Source organism: Mucilaginibacter sp., assembly GCF_041663085.1.
Taxonomy (GTDB): domain Bacteria; phylum Bacteroidota; class Bacteroidia; order Sphingobacteriales; family Sphingobacteriaceae; genus Mucilaginibacter.
Genome location: NZ_JBAZRC010000092.1, coordinates 1 through 18,589, shown reverse-complemented (window position 1 = coordinate 18,589; position 18,589 = coordinate 1). Strand labels below are relative to the sequence as shown.

The 18,589-nt window shown below is 43.8% G+C and carries 15 protein-coding genes; 5 read left to right on the top strand and 10 right to left on the bottom strand.

Going from position 1 to position 18,589, the window contains the following annotated elements:
• The 9 genes from WC615_RS15855 to WC615_RS15815 form a co-directional block, all read right to left on the bottom strand.
• On the bottom strand, window positions 1–474 hold a 474-nt coding region (locus WC615_RS15855), incomplete at its 3' end, for a helix-turn-helix domain-containing protein (RefSeq protein ID WP_372979053.1).
• A gap of 202 nt (window positions 475–676) precedes the next feature.
• Complete coding sequence (locus WC615_RS15850) at window positions 677–2,425, bottom strand: ATP-binding protein (protein WP_372979052.1); 1,749 nt, start codon at window positions 2,423–2,425, stop codon at window positions 677–679.
• Complete coding sequence (locus WC615_RS15845; protein ID WP_372979051.1) at window positions 2,422–3,540, bottom strand: sensor protein KdpD; 1,119 nt, start codon at window positions 3,538–3,540, stop codon at window positions 2,422–2,424. The genes WC615_RS15850 and WC615_RS15845 overlap by 4 nt, the downstream gene beginning before the upstream one ends.
• 153 nt (window positions 3,541–3,693) lie before the next feature.
• Window positions 3,694–4,749 (bottom strand): porin, encoded by a 1,056-nt coding sequence (locus WC615_RS15840; protein WP_372979050.1) that lies wholly within the window; start codon window positions 4,747–4,749, stop codon window positions 3,694–3,696.
• A gap of 212 nt (window positions 4,750–4,961) precedes the next feature.
• Window positions 4,962–5,531 carry a K(+)-transporting ATPase subunit C gene (locus tag WC615_RS15835; RefSeq protein WP_372979049.1) on the bottom strand — a complete coding sequence of 190 codons (570 nt, stop codon included), beginning with the start codon at window positions 5,529–5,531 and terminating at the stop codon, window positions 4,962–4,964.
• A gap of 12 nt (window positions 5,532–5,543) precedes the next feature.
• Window positions 5,544–7,577 carry a potassium-transporting ATPase subunit KdpB gene (gene kdpB / locus WC615_RS15830; RefSeq protein WP_372979048.1) on the bottom strand — a complete coding sequence of 678 codons (2,034 nt, stop codon included), beginning with the start codon at window positions 7,575–7,577 and terminating at the stop codon, window positions 5,544–5,546.
• A gap of 8 nt (window positions 7,578–7,585) precedes the next feature.
• A complete protein-coding gene (gene kdpA, locus WC615_RS15825; protein WP_372979047.1) occupies window positions 7,586–9,304 on the bottom strand; it encodes a potassium-transporting ATPase subunit KdpA in 1,719 nt (572 codons plus the stop codon).
• 12 nt (window positions 9,305–9,316) lie between these two features.
• Window positions 9,317–9,394 carry a potassium-transporting ATPase subunit F gene (locus WC615_RS15820; protein WP_082855788.1) on the bottom strand — a complete coding sequence of 26 codons (78 nt, stop codon included), beginning with the start codon at window positions 9,392–9,394 and terminating at the stop codon, window positions 9,317–9,319.
• A gap of 982 nt (window positions 9,395–10,376) precedes the next feature.
• Window positions 10,377–11,696, bottom strand: a complete 1,320-nt coding sequence (locus tag WC615_RS15815) for a sigma-54-dependent transcriptional regulator (RefSeq protein ID WP_372979046.1) — start codon at window positions 11,694–11,696, stop codon at window positions 10,377–10,379.
• A 130-nt stretch (window positions 11,697–11,826) separates the two neighbouring features.
• Here WC615_RS15815 and WC615_RS15810 point away from each other — a divergent pair, with 130 nt between their 5' ends.
• The 3 genes from WC615_RS15810 (at window position 11,827) to WC615_RS15800 (ending at window position 14,513) form a co-directional block, all read left to right on the top strand.
• Window positions 11,827–11,997: a hypothetical protein gene (locus tag WC615_RS15810; protein WP_372979045.1), complete on the top strand. Its 171-nt coding sequence runs from the start codon at window positions 11,827–11,829 to the stop codon at window positions 11,995–11,997.
• A gap of 193 nt (window positions 11,998–12,190) precedes the next feature.
• Window positions 12,191–13,033: a metallophosphoesterase gene (locus WC615_RS15805; RefSeq protein WP_191174267.1), complete on the top strand. Its 843-nt coding sequence runs from the start codon at window positions 12,191–12,193 to the stop codon at window positions 13,031–13,033.
• 283 nt (window positions 13,034–13,316) lie between these two features.
• Window positions 13,317–14,513: a glycosyltransferase family 4 protein gene (locus WC615_RS15800; RefSeq protein WP_372979044.1), complete on the top strand. Its 1,197-nt coding sequence runs from the start codon at window positions 13,317–13,319 to the stop codon at window positions 14,511–14,513.
• On the opposite strand, the gene WC615_RS15795 is transcribed toward WC615_RS15800, so the two are convergent.
• Window positions 14,514–16,559 carry a histidine kinase gene (locus WC615_RS15795; RefSeq protein ID WP_372979043.1) on the bottom strand — a complete coding sequence of 682 codons (2,046 nt, stop codon included), beginning with the start codon at window positions 16,557–16,559 and terminating at the stop codon, window positions 14,514–14,516. It abuts the gene before it with no gap.
• 207 nt (window positions 16,560–16,766) lie between these two features.
• On the opposite strand from WC615_RS15795, the gene WC615_RS15790 reads away from it, so the two are divergent.
• Both WC615_RS15790 and WC615_RS15785 read left to right on the top strand, forming a co-directional pair.
• The gene (locus WC615_RS15790) at window positions 16,767–17,531 is read left to right on the top strand and encodes a hypothetical protein (protein WP_372979042.1); all 765 of its coding nucleotides are present in this window, start codon (window positions 16,767–16,769) and stop codon (window positions 17,529–17,531) included.
• A 97-nt stretch (window positions 17,532–17,628) separates the two neighbouring features.
• On the top strand, window positions 17,629–18,354 hold the full coding sequence (locus WC615_RS15785) for a LytR/AlgR family response regulator transcription factor (protein WP_372979041.1): 726 nt from the start codon (window positions 17,629–17,631) through the stop codon (window positions 18,352–18,354).
• The last annotated feature ends 235 nt before the right edge of the window (window positions 18,355–18,589 follow it).

Here is an 18,589-nt window from a genome sequence, read left to right as displayed (position 1 = left end):
GTTCTGTTTTAATTGTTGTAGCGCTTCATCTTCGCCATTATCAACAAAGGCCATGTGGCAAATGCCTTTATGGGTTGATGCTACGATAACCTTACCAAAAGGCGTATCGGCAAAGGAGTAGTTGATGCTGAGTGCCGCACCGCCGTTTTTATATTCACCGGGTGTCATACCTTCAACTTTAACAAATAGATCGTAAAGCCTGCCTGTGCCGGATAGGCCGGTTTCAAAAGCGGTATCAAACAGATTGGAGCCAGAGGTTTTCAGCATCTCTTTGGCATGCCCGATGCTTAAGTATTGCAGAAATTGTTTTGGCGTAACCCCGGCCCATTCCTTAAACATCCGCTGAAAATGGAACGGACTCAGGTTTACGTGTTCGGCAACGTCTTCTAATTTGGGCTGTGCTTTAAAGTTCTCTTTAAAATAGCTTATGGCCCGGGCTATGCGGTTATAATCTAATTCTTGCTGGCTTGTCATGATAATTGCTTTTTTGTATAGAACAAATTTACCCTGCTAAGCCCCCCGTTTAAACCCGTTTCTTGCGGACTTGCCGTGTAGGAGATTCAAGAATCAAGAGCCAAGAATCAAGATAAGAGCAAAATAATGATTTCTTGTCGTATCTATAAAGCCGGTCTTGTTTTTAAAGGTCTTGATTCCTGACTCTAATATCTTGACTCTTTTAGATTGTCGCCGGTAATGTAAAGGCAAACCTGCTGCCCTCGCCCATGGCGCTTTCAACCCATATTTTGCCCTGCTGGGCCTCAATAAAATCCTTAGATATAGCTAACCCCAGGCCCGAACCCGATTTGTTCTGCCCATCAGTAGGTACCTGGAAATAACGGTCGAACAGGCGTTTCTGGTAACTTTCGTCTATCCCTTTGCCAAAGTCCTTTACCGAGAACTCAACTGTATTATTTCGTTGGGCTACCTGTATAATGATCCTGGATTTTTCGGCACTGTAACGCAATGCGTTCGATAAAAAGTTAACCAGTACCCAGGCCGTTTTCTCAATATCAACCTGTATATCGGGTAGCTTGTCGTCTTTTACAACCTCCAGCTGCACCTGCTTCTGCTCCGCCTGGAAACTCACCGACGCTATGGCATAATCTACAATCTGCATCGGGTTTACCGGCACAAAGTTGAGCTGGATATTGCCCGTTTCTACCTGCGATAGCTCCAGCAGTTCGCTGGTTATTTTTAGCAGGCGGTCGTTATCATCTTTTATATGGTTTACAAGTTGTTCCTGCTCGGGGTTTATGGTGCCAACCCGCTCATCATTCAAAAGCTTTAGGCTCATTTTTATAGATGAGATGGGCGTTTTAAGCTCGTGCGATATGGTGGCGATGAAGTTGGTTTTGGCTTCATCGCGTTCTTTAAATTCGGTAATGTTCTTGAGGATATACACTTTACCCGCCGAGAGGCTTGCCAGCTGCAGCGCGCCTTTGGTTTGTTGCGTATTGGGTACCAAAATATCGCTGCTTTGCATCTGGAAGTATGATTCGCGCCCGTCGAGCACTATTTTAAAGGGCTTAATTCCCATGTCATCTTTAAGGATAGAGCGGAACAGGTCGTTACCTTTTACCAGTTCGCTGGTGTTTTGGCCGATCACTTTATCGCCCGTTATGTTTAACGTTTTGCGGGCGGCGTCGTTCATGAAAAGTACTTCCTGCTTTTCGTTTATACCGATGATGGCGTCCTGCATTTGCTCAATAATGGTTTCGATGCGCCGTTTCTCAGATATTACGGTAGCCAGGTTACTGTTTTCCCATTCGTTTAAACGCGATGCCATCTGGTTAAAGGCGTTGGCTACTTCGGCAAATTCGTCGTTTTGCTCAAAATTAAGGCGCTTGCTGTAATTCTTTTCACCAATCTCGCGGATCCCGTCTATCAACGCCCTAAGCGGGTTGGCTATATATCCCGGAAAATTTACGCTGAAGCTGAATAGTACCAAAAAAGTAAAAGTGCCTACAAGCCCCAGAAATAAAGTGGCCCTGTTTACAGATGCACGGGCAGTGTTGTCCTTGCGGATGATAGCCAGCATGTTCAGTTTCTCTATCTCACTTAACGATTTTCTTACTTCACGAACGCCATCTTTTTGAGAATCGAGATTGCCCCCGTTTGTTAAAAGTTTAAACCCAATACTAAGCTTTTGTGTTAAATGAGCCTCGCCGGGTTCTGTTATATTGCCTTCCTGTCGGGATAAATAAATATTGAACTTGTTGACGGCTGCGTTATTAAGCGGCAGGTCGTTATTATCTAAAATGCCACGCATCTCCCTCGCAAAGCTTAACGACTCATAATTGTTTTTGAGGATAACCTTCGAGTTCTCTGAAATGTCGCGGATATAATACAGTGCTGTAGCACCAAAAAATAGCACCACTATAAATAAAAAGCCGAAGCCTAAGCGGAGTTTAGTTTTTACTTTCATGATAATATTACTAAATCGGTTTCTGTTAAAGCGATCTTGTTTAGCAATTCGTTAAATATAGCCGTTCTTAGTATTACCTGCCATAAATTTAAATGCGGTTTGCCAATGCAAATGGTGGTCACTTCTTTTTCTTCGGCTACTTTCATAATGGTTTGGGTAATGTCGTCGCTTTTTATTTTGATGAGTTCGGCACCAAGCTCTGTTGCCAGCTTAAAATTATTAATGAGATGGCGTTGTTTATCCAGTTTTATCCTATCCAAACTTTCGCTGCTGCTTTGCACGTAAAGCACTATCCAGGGCGAGCGGTAATAGGAGGCCAGCCGGGCTGTTTTACGGATCACTATCTTAGCCGTTTCGGCGTTTGATGAGATACAGGCCAAAAACTTCTCGGGCCGCAGTTTAATCTGTTTGGGGATCTCAGTATCAATTTTTCGTTCAACATGGTGGGCAACTTCTTTCAGCGCCAGTTCGCGCAGCTGTAGTATCTTATCACTTTGAAAAAAGTTTTGCAGGGCGCGCTCTATTTTTGCCTTTTCATAGATCTTACCTTCTCTAAGCCTGTCTACCAGTTCATCGGCGGTTAGGTCAATATTCACCACCTCGTCGGCCAGGTCCAGGATCTTATCAGGGATGCGTTCGGTAATGGCGATGCCGGTTATCTTCTCTACATCCTCGTTCAGGCTTTCCAGGTGCTGAATGTTTACGGCAGTTATTACGCTGATACCCGCTTCCAGTATATCCAGTACATCCTGCCAGCGTTTGCTGTTTTTGCTGCCTTCAATATTGGTATGGGCAAGTTCATCAACTATCACTACTTCGGGGTGGCGGTTAATGATGGCCTGCAGATCCATCTCTTCCAGCTCTTTACCCTTATAAAAGGTTTTACGACGGGCAATAACGGGCAGGCCGTCCAGCAGGGCATGGGTTTCGGCGCGGTTATGGGTTTCTATATAACCTATCTGAACGCCAATGCCATTGCGTTGTAAAGCATGGGCCTCCTGCAGCATCCGGTAGCTTTTACCCACACCGGCGCTCATGCCGATATAGATCTTCAGCTTGCCCCGACGGGATTTTTTGACCAGGTCGAGGAAGTTTTTTACGGATGTATCTGCCATTATTAGTTCGTTATTTTTTCACCACAGAGTTCACAGAGGATTTGCATGTTGATTAACCACAAAGAACACGGAGCTTTAATTTACTAAGCTCTGTGTTCTTTGTGGTTCTTACTCAGTGTCCTCTGTGGTTAAATAAGTTAAATCATTTTTTATTTAAAACGCGTAAACCGCCGCCACTAAAAACTGCGAGGCTTGTTTAGTCGGCCCTGCATTGCTGTTTATAAATTGCGCTGTAGAACCATTATCCAATCTTGCTTCGGGGATCAGTGTTAACGGCCCAGCTTTAATGTTTGCTGTTAAAGTAAACGCGGTGATCGATTCGCCCGCGGGCGGACCTGCGGTTACAAAACCACCTGTTTTTGTTTTAAAGTATTCGCCTCTTAAACCTAAAGTTACATCTTTTGAAACTGCTAATTGCGGATATAATGCAACACCTTCAAAGCCGCCTTTTACGGCGTCGGGGGCAGAGAAACTTGCACCGTTTAAGCCTAATTTAAAGGCATCGGTTATTTGGTAGGTGGTAGTCAGATCCACAATAGTGCCTGATGTTTTACCGCTTAGCAGGTTGATATAAGCAGTCCAGCCTTTTACCGGACTAACAAACAATTGCGCGCCAAAGGTGGATACATCCCTTGTAGATTGGTAGTTGTTCCAGGTGTCGTTAAAAATGCCGGCCATTAAACTTACTTTGCCGCTAAACGCGTAAGTGGCTTTAAAGCCCGCATTCTGGAACGGGCCGTTGGTGAACAGGTACGAGGTAGAATAATTGAAATTCCCTACCGGGGAGATCACTTCATAACCTACAAAGGTGGCCATGTAACCCGCTGTAAGGTTCAGCTTATCGGTAACATCATAACCCATGTATAAATTCTGGATGTGGAACGATTGCCCGTTGGTGCCGCTGTTGGGGATAGATTGCCCTTCGCCACGCGGGCCGAAAGATAATTCGCCCACAAAAGATGCTTTGTTAACTTTCTTTTTCACCGCCAGGTCTACCATGCCTATCGAAATGGAGTTTTGGTCGGTAGCGAAGCTGGTGGGGATATTTGAACCGCCAGCCGCATTGCGGAATTTGGAGAAATCGTATTTATAATAAGCATCTACCGATCCCGAAATGGTTAACGGGTTTTCGGTAGTTTTGGTAGTGTCCTGCGCTTTGGCAGTTAAGGCAGCTAAAAATATTGCTGATGATATAAGGAGTGTTTTCATGTTATTTATATAAGCTTGTCATTTCGAACGAGCGATAGTGAGGAGAAATCTTGTTCATTATGCTAAGTTCACCGCCTGTCATTCGAACAAGATTTCTCCTCGTACCTCGTTCGAAATGACAAGCGATTTTAAGTAAAGGATCATCCTGAGTTTGTCGAAGGACGAGCGTAAAGGCCTCGCCGTTAATGGTTCGACAGGCTCACCATGACATTCTATTTCTTAGTTAATTCGTCTAAAGCCACGTTCAATTTTAATACGTTTACCTTGGCCGGGCCAAACAGGCCTGCAAGCGGTGCTTCAGTATGCTGGTTTACCAATGCGGTAACTGCTTCAACATCAAGGCCGCGTACTTTTGCCACACGTTGTATTTGAATTTTTGCTGCTGCCGGAGAAATATCCGGATCTAAACCACTACCTGACGCGGTTACCATTTCGGCAGGGATATCAGCACGTTTTAGGTATGGGTGATACTTCAACAGGGTATCTATGCGGTTGCTTACATCTTTCAGATAATCGGGGTTGCTTGGGCCTTTGTTTGAACCTGCGCTACCCGCTGCATTATAACCAACAGCCGATGGCCTGCCCCAAAAGTATTTGGGCTGTGTAAAGCTTTGGCCAATGTTGGCGTAACCAACTACTTTGCCGTTTACCACAATGGTTTCGCCGTTACCTTGCCCTTTTGATAGCTTACCGGCAAGGGAGATAGCTACCGGATATATTACGCATAGTATCACGGTTAGTACCAGTGTTATGCGGATTGATTTGATGATATTACTTTTCATGATCTTATTTAATTAGAAGAATAGGGAGATAAGTAAGTCGATTAATTTGATACCGATGAAAGGTGCTATTACACCACCCAGGCCGTAGATCAGCAGGTTGCGGCGTAGTAATGCGCTGGCACCAATTGGTTTGTATTCAACACCTTTCAAAGCCAATGGTATCAGCATCGGGATGATAATGGCGTTGAATATTACAGCCGACAGGATGGCACTCTCCGGGCTGTGCAGGTGCATAATGTTAATAGCCTGCAATGCCGGGATAGAAGCGATGAACAATGCCGGAACAATAGCGAAGTATTTGGCCACATCATTAGCGATAGAGAAGGTAGTTAATGTACCACGGGTAATAAGCAATTGCTTACCTATCTCCACTATCTCTATCAGTTTGGTTGGGTCGTTATCCAGATCCACCATGTTACCGGCTTCTTTGGCGGCTTGCGTACCGCTGTTCATGGCAACACCTACATCAGCCTGGGCAAGTGCAGGGGCATCGTTTGTACCGTCGCCCATCATGGCTACTAAACGGCCTGCCTGTTGTTCGGCTTTTATATAGTTCATTTTATCCTCGGGTTTGGCCTCGGCAATAAAATCGTCAACACCGGCTTTTTCGGCAATAAATTTTGCGGTAAGCGGGTTATCACCGGTAACCATTACGGTTTTGATACCCATTTTACGCAGGCGCTCAAAACGTTCGGCAATGCCGGGTTTAATAATATCCTGTAGCTCCAACGTACCCAAGATCACTTCGTTTTGTGATACTACCAGCGGCGTACCACCATTGCTGGCAATAGCCTTTACACGCTCTTCCACATCGGCAGGGAACTTGTTGCCGGCAGCTACCGACATATTCCTGATCGAATCAAAAGCCCCTTTACGGATGCGCAAACCATCGGCCGTGTTGATACCGCTTGCACGGGTTTCGGCTGTAAATTTGATGAACTCGGCATTGGCCGGAGGGGTCATCGATATGCGCATATTGCTTTGCTGCGCCAATTCGATGATGGATTTACCCTCAGGTGTTTCATCAGCTAATGATGATAATACCGCAGCTTTCACCAAATCCTCAGGTAATACGCCGGGAGCCGGCCAAAACTGGGTTGCTTTACGGTTACCAATGGTGATGGTGCCTGTTTTGTCTAAAAGCAATACGTCGATATCGCCGGCTGTTTCAACAGCTTTGCCCGATTTGGTGATCACGTTGGCACGCAGGGCCCTGTCCATCCCCGCGATACCGATGGCCGATAAAAGGCCACCGATAGTGGTAGGGATCAAACAAACGAAAAGAGATATCAACGCGGCTATGGTGATAGGCGTGTTGGCATAATCTGCAAAAGGTTTTAGCGTAACGCAAACAATGATGAAGATCAGCGTAAAGCTGGCTAACAGGATGGTCAGCGCAATCTCGTTTGGTGTTTTCTGGCGCGATGCACCCTCAACCAAAGCAATCATTTTATCCAAAAAGCTTTCTCCGGGTTCGGTGGTTACTACCACCTTTATTTTGTCGGATAATACTTTTGTACCACCTGTTACGGATGATTTGTCGCCGCCTGCCTCGCGGATAACCGGTGCAGATTCGCCTGTAATGGCCGATTCATCAATTGTAGCCAAACCCTCGGTGATCTCGCCATCGGTTGGGATGGTATCGCCTGTCTCGCAAACAAACATATCGCCTTTGCGCAGTTCATTTGATGATTTAATGACGATGCTGCCATCGGGCATTAAAAAATTGGCGGGGGTTTCCTCGCGGGTTTTACGAAGGCTGTCGGCCTGTGCTTTACCACGCGCTTCGGCAATAGCCTCGGCAAAGTTGGCAAACAGCAGGGTTAACAGCAGTACGATGAAAATAATAAAGTTATATGCGAATGAACCCTGGCCGGCATGCAAAAAGCTGTAAATGCTCATGTAAAGCATAATGGCGGTACCTACTTCAACGGTAAACATTACCGGGTTACGAAGCATTACTTTGGGGTTAAGTTTTATGAACGACTCCTTAAGCGCGGTTTGCACCAAAGCAGGTTCGAATAATTTATTTGATCTTGTTGTCATGATATAGATTACTTAGGCATTGAAAAGAACTCTGCAATAGGGCCCAAAGCCAAAGCAGGGAAGTACGATAATGCGTTTAACACAAGTATTACAGCGAAGGTCATCAGCCCGAAGGTGATGGTATCGGTTTTTAAGGTACCTGCCGACTCGGGGATGTATTTCTTTTTGGCGAGCAAACCTGCTATAGCTACAGGGCCGATGATTGGCAGGAACCTGCCCAGTATCATTAACAAACCGGTGCTTAAGTTCCAGAAGATGTTGTTATCGCCCAAACCTTCAAAGCCCGAGCCATTGTTGGCGTTTGATGAGGTCATCTCATAAAGCATCTCACTAAAACCGTGGAAGCTTGGGTTATTTAACCATGCCGATGGCTTAACAGCCCAGTTGGCGCTGCCGTGGTTGGTGAACACAAAAGCTGCTATTGCGGTGCCCGCCATAATTAAAAACGGACTTAGCAAGGTTATCAACGCGGCAATTTTTACCTCGCGGGCTTCAACCTTATGCCCCAGAAACTCGGGGGTTCGGCCAACCATCAGGCCTGATATAAATACAGCTATTATTAAATAGATGAAATAGTTTAACACACCCACGCCACAACCACCAAAGAAGCCGTTTATCATCATGCCCAGCAGCTGCCATAAGCCGGTAAGGGCCATGGTGCTATCGTGCATTCCGTTAACAGACCCGGTTGATACAATGGTGGTGAAAGTACTCCAAAAGGCTGTCGCGGTGGGCCCTATGCGTACTTCTTTGCCCTCCATGGAGCCGGTAAGCTGTGATACACCCATTTTAGCAATTGCCGGGTTGCCGCCTGTTTCACTGCCGATGGATGGGATGAGCAGGAGCAGGGCGCCTATCATCATCACCCCGAATATTACCCAGCCCAGTTTTTTGCGGCGGATAAAATAGCCGAAGCAAAGCACCATAGCAATAGGGATGATCATTTGTGAAACGATCTCGGTGATATTGGTTAAATAGTTAGGGTTTTCAAGCGGGTGGGCTGAGTTTACACCAAACCAGCCGCCACCGTTTGTGCCTAAGTGTTTAATGGCTATCATTTGGGCAGCCGGGCCACGCGATACGTTTACGGTATCGCCCTGTAAGGATATAAATTTGTCTTTACCGGCATAGCTGCTTGGCGTACCGTTAAAAGTTAATATTAAAGCAATTACTATTGATATAGGTAATAATAAACGGGTAATGGCTTTTAAAAAGTAATTCCAGAAGTTGCCAATATCATTTGTGGTTTTATCGCGGAAGGCTTTAAACAAGCCTACTGCGCATGCAATACCGGTTGCTGCGCTTACAAAATGCAGAAACATCAGTATAAAGTGCTGTGTAAGGTAGGTTACGCCACTTTCGCCGCTGTAGTGCTGCAGGTTACAGTTCACCACAAAGCTAATGATAGTGTTAAAAGCCAGGTCGGCTGTCATGCCGGGGTTGCCATCGGGGTTTAGGGGGAGTTTGTCCTGGTACATTAAAACAAAAAAGCCGTAAACCAGCCAAAGCAGGTTTATGCACATCATTGCTTTTAAAAACTGTTTCCAGTCCATAGGCTCGTTAGGGTTAATGCCGGATAGCTTATAGATGCCGTTTTCCAGGGGCTTCATAAAGTCGGTCCATACCTTTTCGCCGGCAAACATTTTTGCCAGGTACTTGCCCAGCGGTATGCCAATTACAAGCATTAAGGCAAACGAGGCAATGATTCCAAATAGTTCTGTGTTCATTGTGTTTTCGGGTTAAAAGTTTTCGGGTTTTAGCAGCACATATATCATGTATATGAAAACTGCGATGGAGATAATGAATAATGCGATCATGATGGGTTAGATTTTTTCGAACCAGTCGATAGATTTAAAAATGAACCACCAGCAAACAAGGATGGTTACGAAGAAAAGTATTGTGATCATTTTATTAATTGTTTACGCACCCATGCCAATACAGATGCCGATTTTATGCAGACTTGTAAAAATACCTGATAATCAAATAATTAATGTGATATTCGTCATGGTATGAAGTGCGTTGCAACAAAAAACCCTTCCATTTTGGAAGGGTTGATTATCGTTTTGGGAATAAAAGTGTCATGGTGAGCTTGTCGAACCATTGAACGCTGGATGAGTCTTCGACAAGCACAGACTGACACTTTTTTAACCACAGAGGACACGGAGTGGGGAACACAAAGCGCACAGAGGTTTTTATTGTGTGCGAAAAAGAAGAATGTCATGGTGAGCTTGTCGAACCATTGAACGCTGGATAGGTCTTCGATAGACTGTATTTTTTAACCACAGAGAACACGGAGCCGGGAACACAGAGGGAGCAGAGGTTTTTATTATCACTAGTACGCTCGTTTGAAATGACAATTGTTTATTCTCTGCGAGATGCCTTGCGACAAAGTAAAGATTACCCAAAAACCTGTGTTCATTTCGAGACGAAACGGAACAAAACGGAACAGGCTTGAAATCGATAAATAATTGTAAATCAGCACTTAGTGAATAAGCGTCTATTTGACTTTTCAGTTAACTTATTTACCAAAAAGGGCGAATGAAGGGCGGAAAAAGTCGAAAAAAACGTTTTTATGCCGCTGTTTTCTCAGTAGCATTTTTGTCTCCGTTTTATGAAAAACGGGACAAAATGCAAAAAGTCATAAGGTGCTAATTATTAATTGATTAGGTTTTAAATGGTGAAGTTTTATCTCAAATAAACCCGAAAAGTTTAAAATATAATATATTGGATATCAATATGTTCCGGTTGTTCCGTTTGTCCCATTTTTAAAATGGGACAAACTATTTAAGGATCGCAGGTTTACAAATCGTATTCTTCTATCTTTCTATACAGTGTGGTAAGCCCGATGCCCAGCAGCCTTGCGGTTTCGGTTTTGTTGCCTTTGGTATAGGCTAATACCTTGCTGATGTGTTGCTTCTCCATGCTTTGCAGATCGAGCGAATTGCTATCTACATTGGTGTTAAATTGCGGGGGCAGTGCAGCAGGTGTAAGGGCATCATCAGCCAGTATTACCGCGCGTTCAATAATATTCTTTAACTCGCGGATGTTGCCCTTCCATTGGTGCTTGTTTAGCAGGGCTAAAAATTCATCCGTCATTTTAACAGATTTGCCCGCCTTGTCGGCAAATTGTTTCAGGTAATATTTGGCCAGTAGTTCAATATCACCCTTGCGTTCGTTAAGTGATGGCAGGGAGATAGTGAAAACTGATAAACGGTAAAACAGGTCTAAGCGGAATTTGCCTTCTTCAGCTTCCTTTTGTAAATCGCGGTTGGTGGCGGCCATAATGCGGATGTTTACCTTGGTGGTTTGTGTATCGCCCAGTTTAATGAAGGTTTTGCTTTCCAGCACGCGGAGTAATTTAGCCTGTAGTTCCAGGCTCATTTCGCCTATTTCATCCAGGAATATGCTGCCGTGATGGGCTTCTTCCAACAGGCCTTTTTTATCTTTAACCGCCCCGGTAAATGCACCTGCTTTATAGCCGAATAGTTCGCTTTCCAAAAGTTCGCCCGTAAAGCTGCTGCAATTTATGGCTACAAAAGGCATTTGTTTGCGCTGGCTCTCGTAATGTATAGCCGATGCAAAAACCTCTTTGCCGGTACCTGTTTCGCCTAAAAGCAAAACAGTGGTATCGGTAGCGGCAACTTTGCGGGCCAGGTTTACCGCGTCGGTAACAGGTTGCGATTGCCCGATGATCTGCGCGAAGCTGAATTTGCTGCTTACCTTTTTATCGGCATTAAAAGCATTTTGCTGTAGTTGTGCCTTCTCTACCGCCTGACTAAGCAGCGGGAGTATCTTATCGTTATCATCGCCTTTAACAATGTAGTTAAAAGCACCGTTTTTGATGGATTGTACGCCATCGTTAATAGTGCCATATGCCGTAAGGTTTATTACCTCTACATAAGGCTTTTTGGCTTTGATGGTTTTTACCAGGTCTACACCGCTCACGTCGGGCAGCTTAACGTCGCTTAATACCACCAGTACATCTTCCTGCTCAAGTAGTTTAATGCCCTCTTTGCCGGTAAATGCCTGTACTACTTTAAAACCTTCTAAACCTATAATGCGCGAGAGCAGATCGTTCAGTTTTTTTTCGTCGTCGATGATGAGGATAGTTGCTTGCATCCGGAGGTATGATAATACGATATGCGAAAGTAGATAATTAGCTACCCTAAAAAAAATTTAAATAAGGGGGTAACATTTTGCGCACCTGCTTTATATAGGGGTATAAACTAAACCAATAAAATCAAACACAATGAAAAAGGACATCACATTAATTTTGTTAATCATCTCATTAGCTTTAGTATTAGTTGCCGTTACATTTACAGCTAATGCACAGTCGCAAAGAAAGGTTGCCGGTAACCCAACTAATCTTCATAAAGTAATAAGTGTTAGCTATGATAAAACTATAATATTTGCGCGATAGATGCCTATATACTACCGGGTTATGCAGCGTTCATTTTATTCATTTTGGATAAAGGGGTATCTGCGGCGCCCAACCGGTCGAGGCATGGCTGATAAAGTTAACAATTGCTTAACTTTTATTTTTTTTGCGCTCTATAGCTTTGCACTTAAAAGCGTGCCTGTTTAATACTACCCAACCTGTTATATTCAATGCCATGTTTAATCGCCGTAAGTTTATCACAACAAGTGCCACAGGTTTAGCCGGTGTAATATTGTTGCCTGCTATTAACAGCTTTGCTAATGATAGTAATCAGTACATACGTAAGGCCGCTAAATTTAAATTAAGGTTTGCACTGGCGTCTGATATCCACTACGGGCAGCAGGGTACAGATTTTGAACTGAATACCGGTAATATGGTTAAGTGGCTAAATGATGACCACGCTAAAAATCACTTGGATATGGTGATCATAAACGGCGACCTGGTGCATAACCGGCCAGATTTGCTTGCAGAAATAAAAACCAAATACCTTGATAAGCTGAACGTGCCTTATCAAACCATACCCGGTAACCATGATTTTGCTGATGCCGTTGTTTGGAAAAACGTGTTTAACTATGAAGACCGCTACACCGTTGAGCACGGCGATATAGCTTTTGTATTAGCCAATACTGCCGACACAAAGGGTGGTTATGTTTGCCCCGATAATAGTTTCATCAAAGCATCGCTTGATAAGTTTGCCGATAAAAAAATAGTGTTTGTGATCTTGCATATCCCGCCGGTAAAATGGATGAAGAATGAAGGCTTTTTAAATTGCCCTGAAACGGTTGACCTGCTCCATGCTTACCCTAACGTAAAGGCGGTTTTTCACGGGCACGACCACCTGCTGGATGGCGTACGTTATACCGATAAATTACCTCACTTTTTCGACTCGCATATTGGGGGGGACTGGGGCACCGATTACCGGGGTTACCGCGTAGTTGAGGTTAATGAACAGAATGAAATTTATACCTACCAGGTTAACGCCAGCCAAAACCCCAGGCTCAACTCCAATAAGTTTTAGGAGTTATTTATCTGATAATGTAAGCTTAACATTCCTGTTAAACTAAGCCCATACTTTTATGTTGTTAAACATAAAACAAATGGAAATGGGATATACATCGCTTGATCTGGCAATGCTTCTGATTGCGGCATTTGTAATATGGGCCGCCTCGCGCGTACCGGTAAAACATACTGATACACCAAAGAGGCTTGCAAGGCCAAGGCTTAAACATAAAGATCAGCACGCTCATTCTGTATCCTGATCCGGGCGGGCTGGTTGGCATTTATAGGGAAAGGGAGAACGTTTGAGAAAAATTAAGGTGGCGTTTTTTGCCGATATATTGGTGGAAGACTTTGACGGCGCGGTGCGCACCATATTTCAGCTGATAAAGCGTATCGACACCACAAAGTTCGAGTATCTTTTTATCTACGGTGCCGGGCCTGATAAGCTAATGGGGTTTGAAAGCTTTAAAATACCGGCCATACCATTACCTATCAATACCAATTATTCTATAGCCTTACCCATGCTGGCAAAAAAACGCCTCCATGATAAATTACAGGCTTTTGGTGCTGATGTTATCCATATTTCGACCCCATCGTTTTTAGGGAATTTTGGGTTGGATTATGCCAACCGAACAGGGTTGCCTGTTATCAGTATATATCACACACATTTTATTTCGTACATAGATTATTATTTTAAGTACGCCCCTATATTTATTAAAGGGTTAAAACAACGTATTGCCAAAGGCCACAAAAGCTTTTATAACCGTTGCGATAAGGTTTACGTGCCATCAGAAACCATTAAAACCGAACTGCGCGAAATGGGTGTGTACACCTCTAAAATGAAGATATGGAAGCGTGGGATAGATGCTTATCTATTTTCTCCGGATAAAAAGGATAAAAGCATCATCAGGCGGTTAACCGGTAATAATAACCCCACAATTATTTTTGCAAGCCGTTTGGTTTGGGAAAAAAACCTGGAAACCCTTTTTGCCATTTATGATAAAATGCAGGCAGGGGCAAAGCAAGTTAATTTTTTAATTGTGGGTGATGGTACAGCATGGCTGGCCTGCGAGGCGAGGATGCCTAAAGCCATTTTTACAGGCAAAATATCGCACCAGCAGCTTGCCGGGTTATATGCTTCGGCAGATGTTTTTCTGTTTCCGTCGGTATCTGAGGCTTATGGTAATGTGGTTATCGAGGCTATGGCATCTGGGCTGCCCTGTGTAATAGCTGATGGTGGCGGCTCGGGCGATTTTATTGAACAGGGTATTAATGGCTTTAAATGCAGCCCTTACAATGCTGATGATTACGTAGAGAAAATAGAGCTTTTATTATCTAACAAAGCCCTGAGCATACAATTTGCCGCCGAAGGCTTACAAAGCAGCCGGAAGCTAAGCTGGGAAATTCTTGCCCAGGTATATTTTAATGATGTACGTAGCCTTGCCATACCACCCGCGGGGCAGCCCTTGCCTGTAGGCCAACCTGTTTTGGCTTTATAGTTATGGGATGTAGTTATTACGGATAACTTTTGGCAGCGTTAGTATGGCAATTGTGCCGATGCCTTCTTCCCTGGTTTTTTTGCGGATCTCAAAAGATGCCTTGTTTACCTTGTTCATCACATTAATGATCTCTACACGTTCCCTGATAGCGTTTAGGCCTATCGATTTACTTTTTACTGCCGAGAAGCTTTTGAACTTTTCGGCTTCATCCATACCTATCCCTGTATCATCAACCGTAAAGTAGATCTCCTTCTCGGTTTGTTCTAATCGTACATTCACACTGCTTTTTTCTCCGGGCGAATTGCGCAGGCCATGATGTATGGAGTTTTCTATCAGCGGCTGCACCAGCATAGGCGGCAGCATCAGTGTAGCAAGGTCAAGCTCAGGGTCGGCATAAAAAGAGTAACCGAACTGGTTGTTAAAACGCATGGCTTCCAGCTCGGTATATAGTTTAAGGGCTTTCCATTCGCGTTCGGCAGCCACCATGCTTTGGGTAGAATTTTCCAGGATCAACCTGCTCAGTGTGGCAAACTTTTGCACCAGCCGGCTGGCGGTCTTCGAGTCGTTCTCCAGCACATACGATTCGATGGAGTTTAGCACATTAAATATAAAATGTGGGTTCATTTGCGAGCGGATGGCTTTTAGTTCGCTTTCAGATAACTTGTTGCGATAGTTCAGCTCTTTGGCTTCTTGCTGTGCCTCTTGTTGTTGCAAAGTGTGTGTTAACCTAAGTTGCTTGATGCGATAACGGTTTAAAAAGTAAGATAGGATGGCCGTTACCAGTACAAGCGATAGGATGCCATAGATCCAAAGTTGTTTAACCTCCAGTTTGCGATTGGCAATTTGTTTATCGCGCAAGGCTATTTCACGCTCGCCCTCCAATGCGGCTATCTTGTTTTTGTTCCCCTGCGAAAAAAGCGAGTCATGCAGTGTATTATAGGCTTTCAAATTGCTCAAAGCCTCTTTGTAGTCTTTTTTATATTCACTCAGGTCAACGTAGTATTTAATAACCTGGAGCAGCAGATCAGTATTGCCCGCTTTTCGGCTTAGGTTCATTCCTTTTTTTAGATAAAGCTCCGCATCCGAAAGCAGTTGTTCTTTAGATAACCCAAGTTTTTCATGCACAATTTTATAAGCCGTTGGATTACTAAGTATGGTAAAGTAGATAGCCCCGTGATTGGCTGTGTTAGCTATCGAGTTTAAATTTTCAGGAGCGAATTTATCCCACAATGCCTGTGCTTTTTTTAGGTATTCTACCTGTTTAACCGGGTCGGCAGCATTGCAATCAACCAATTGGGTATAAATAGTAGCTTCGCCAATCTCGTCATTCTGTCTCTGGTAAAGTTGCAGTGCTTTTAAAAAGTGTGGTTTGGCCTGCTCATATTGGCCGGCAAACATATAACACAGGCCTAATATCTCTAAATTTTTGGCCCGTGCAGCCGGTTGATTTAGTGATTGATACAACCGCTCGGCCCTTTGGGCATGATCTATACCCTTTTTTAAATTTTGCTGTTGCACATATAACGTGGCTATGCTGCTTTCGCATTGGGCAATTGTTAAGCTGTTTTTATTTTCTTCAGCAATTTTTAAGCCTTTAAAAAAATAATCGGCTGCTAAGGTATAATTGCTGGTCCGTTGATAAATAGCCCCTATATTGATCAAGCCGGCAATCATGCCATAGGTATCTTTCAACTCTTCAGATATCTTGTATGATAAGGTATAGTTGCTCAATGCCTGGTCATTCTTCCCCATATCCATTTGGATGGCACCCATTAACCTGGCCGATGATGCTATCCCCGGTTTCCATTTCAGCTTTTGGGCCAGCGCAAAACCTTGCTTGCTATAGTTTAACCCACTGTTAGAATTAAAGCCGGATACGATCAGGGCAAGGCTGTCCAATAGTTTTACTCTGGTGGTGTCGGGTTTTGACTTTTTTAATGCAACCAGCATAGAATCAACAGCTGCCCTGCCATTCTTTTGGGCATATACATGAACAGAACAAAAAAACATAAACAGGAGCGGTATAATGAATAATGCCTTTTTCATATGATTTTTTGTATCAAAGCCATTGTTACCAGGCAACAATGGTTTGTATTATAAATATATCCAAATTAAAATATAATACTTCTTATTAAGGGTAGCATACACTAACCAGCAATATGTGTTCGCTCATTGATACTGGCAATTTGCTCACTTGCTAATAATCCTGCGTTTTTTAGCCCCTTCTTTGGATAAATCAAAACATCAACTAAAATGAAACACTATCTATTACTTACCTGCCTGCTGCTACTGGCGGCATGCGGCAAAAAAAATGATGGCAACCCTGGTAGTGAACAGCCACCAAAGGTAGATCCGCCACAGCAAGTAGGGGGCGTAACACAAAAAACAGAAACCAGTGGTGGTATCACCTACCGTGTTTTCACCAAAGATGATGCAGCATCATACAAAGGTATATTGGTTGTTGGCAGCGGAAACAATGAGAATGACCCAACACCGGGCGCACTTGACGGTGCTGCAGAAACCGATCTGTGCCAGACCGCCGCGAAAGACGGCTACTTAACCGCCATTGTACAATACCAAAAAACTAAGGGTAATGCCGACTGGAACGGCAGCGCCGCACTTATTGCGCAGGACTATGATAAATGTATCCGTGCGCTATCAACAAAATACGGGGTGGTTAAAGAAAAATCGGCTGTGGCAGGCTTTTCTTATGCCAGCTTTATGTTATTAACCGATATCACTGTAAATACTACGCTTAGCTATACCAAAGGGGTATTGGCTGCTTGCGGAGGTGCCGATACCTGGAAAGCCGAACATTTTAAAATACCCGTATTCAGTATCAACTGTAGTGGCAATAACGAAGGTGATTTTAACGGTAAAGCGCTTTACGATCAGATCCCGGCCAATTCGCCCATTAAGGTCCAAAGTGGTGGCGTTACCGATAATAGCTGTAACACCCACTGCGGTGGTAGCTGGACGCAGCAAATGAATGCCAAGCTAAAGACGTGGGTACAGTAACCCATGTTCATATACACCATCCTAATCCTAAGTAATTAGGCTATGCACATTGTAACAAATAGCCTTATATTTAAATGTATTTTCAAATCATCTACCCATGTTAAAAGCAGTAATATTAGACGATGAGGAGCGGGGCAGCAGCTTGCTAACCCGTAAGTTGGAAAGTTTTGAGGATGAACTGGAAGTATCCGCCGTTTTTAACGACCCTTATAAGGCGCTGTCGAAAATTATGGATATCCAGCCCGATGTGTTGTTTTTGGATGTGGAGATGCCAGGACTGAACGGTTTCCAATTTCTGGAAAAGCTGGGGTCGTTCAATTTTCAGGTAGTGTTCACTACTGCTTATGATACTTATACGCTGGAAGCCCTGCGCCTTAGCGCGGTTGATTATTTATTGAAACCTATAGACGAGGAGGAGCTGCACACAGCTATATTTCGCCTAAAAAAGCGCTTTTTGGCGAACGATAAGCAGGGTAAAGATGCCGATAAACCATCCCGTAACCGCCTTGCGCTACCCACAGCCGAAGGTGTTTACCTGGTAGATAAAGCCAATATAATTAGGGTAGAGGCCATGAGCAATTACAGCACCTTTTATTTGAATGATCATAAAAAAATAGTGGTTTCAAAAACGCTTAAAGAGTACGAGAATGTGTTAACAGATACCTTCTTTTTGCGTATAAACCGTTCTGTTATTGTAAACCTTGACTACATTGTTAAATACCGTAAAGGCGATGGTGGTACGCTGGAAATGAGCGATGGTACCGAGGTGGAGGTGTCCGCATCGCGTAAGGAAGCATTGGTTGATAAGCTTTTTGGGGCTTAACATGCCATGTTTGTTAATATTAACTTAATACTAAAGCGGTTAATTTGTTAATGCAGTCTGTTCCTAATTAACAGTTGTATTAAAAATGGTTAAGCGTTTCAGTCTTGTATTAATAACCCTATTCCTGATATTTATAAGCGCTGTTGTTAATGCGCAGGATGAAAAATTGTTATCAACCCGTTACCTCAGCCAAAAACACCCCGATTCGGCACTCATCATCTTAAAAAAACTACAT

Excerpts from the sequence above, each read along its gene's own strand:
- WC615_RS15850 (WP_372979052.1), bottom strand. The coding sequence starts at position 2,425 with ATGAAAGTAAAAACTAAACTCCGCTTAGGCTTCGGCTTTTTATTTATA.
- WC615_RS15845 (WP_372979051.1), bottom strand. The coding sequence starts at position 3,540 with ATGGCAGATACATCCGTAAAAAACTTCCTCGACCTGGTCAAAAAATCC.
- WC615_RS15840 (WP_372979050.1), bottom strand. The coding sequence starts at position 4,749 with ATGAAAACACTCCTTATATCATCAGCAATATTTTTAGCTGCCTTAACT.
- WC615_RS15835 (WP_372979049.1), bottom strand. The coding sequence starts at position 5,531 with ATGAAAAGTAATATCATCAAATCAATCCGCATAACACTGGTACTAACC.
- kdpB (WP_372979048.1), bottom strand. The coding sequence starts at position 7,577 with ATGACAACAAGATCAAATAAATTATTCGAACCTGCTTTGGTGCAAACC.
- kdpA (WP_372979047.1), bottom strand. The coding sequence starts at position 9,304 with ATGAACACAGAACTATTTGGAATCATTGCCTCGTTTGCCTTAATGCTT.
- WC615_RS15820 (WP_082855788.1), bottom strand. The coding sequence starts at position 9,394 with ATGATCGCATTATTCATTATCTCCATCGCAGTTTTCATATACATGATA.
- WC615_RS15815 (WP_372979046.1), bottom strand. The coding sequence starts at position 11,696 with ATGCAAGCAACTATCCTCATCATCGACGACGAAAAAAAACTGAACGAT.
- WC615_RS15810 (WP_372979045.1), top strand. The coding sequence starts at position 11,827 with ATGAAAAAGGACATCACATTAATTTTGTTAATCATCTCATTAGCTTTA.
- WC615_RS15805 (WP_191174267.1), top strand. The coding sequence starts at position 12,191 with ATGTTTAATCGCCGTAAGTTTATCACAACAAGTGCCACAGGTTTAGCC.
- WC615_RS15795 (WP_372979043.1), bottom strand. The coding sequence starts at position 16,559 with ATGAAAAAGGCATTATTCATTATACCGCTCCTGTTTATGTTTTTTTGT.
- WC615_RS15790 (WP_372979042.1), top strand. The coding sequence starts at position 16,767 with ATGAAACACTATCTATTACTTACCTGCCTGCTGCTACTGGCGGCATGC.
- WC615_RS15785 (WP_372979041.1), top strand. The coding sequence starts at position 17,629 with ATGTTAAAAGCAGTAATATTAGACGATGAGGAGCGGGGCAGCAGCTTG.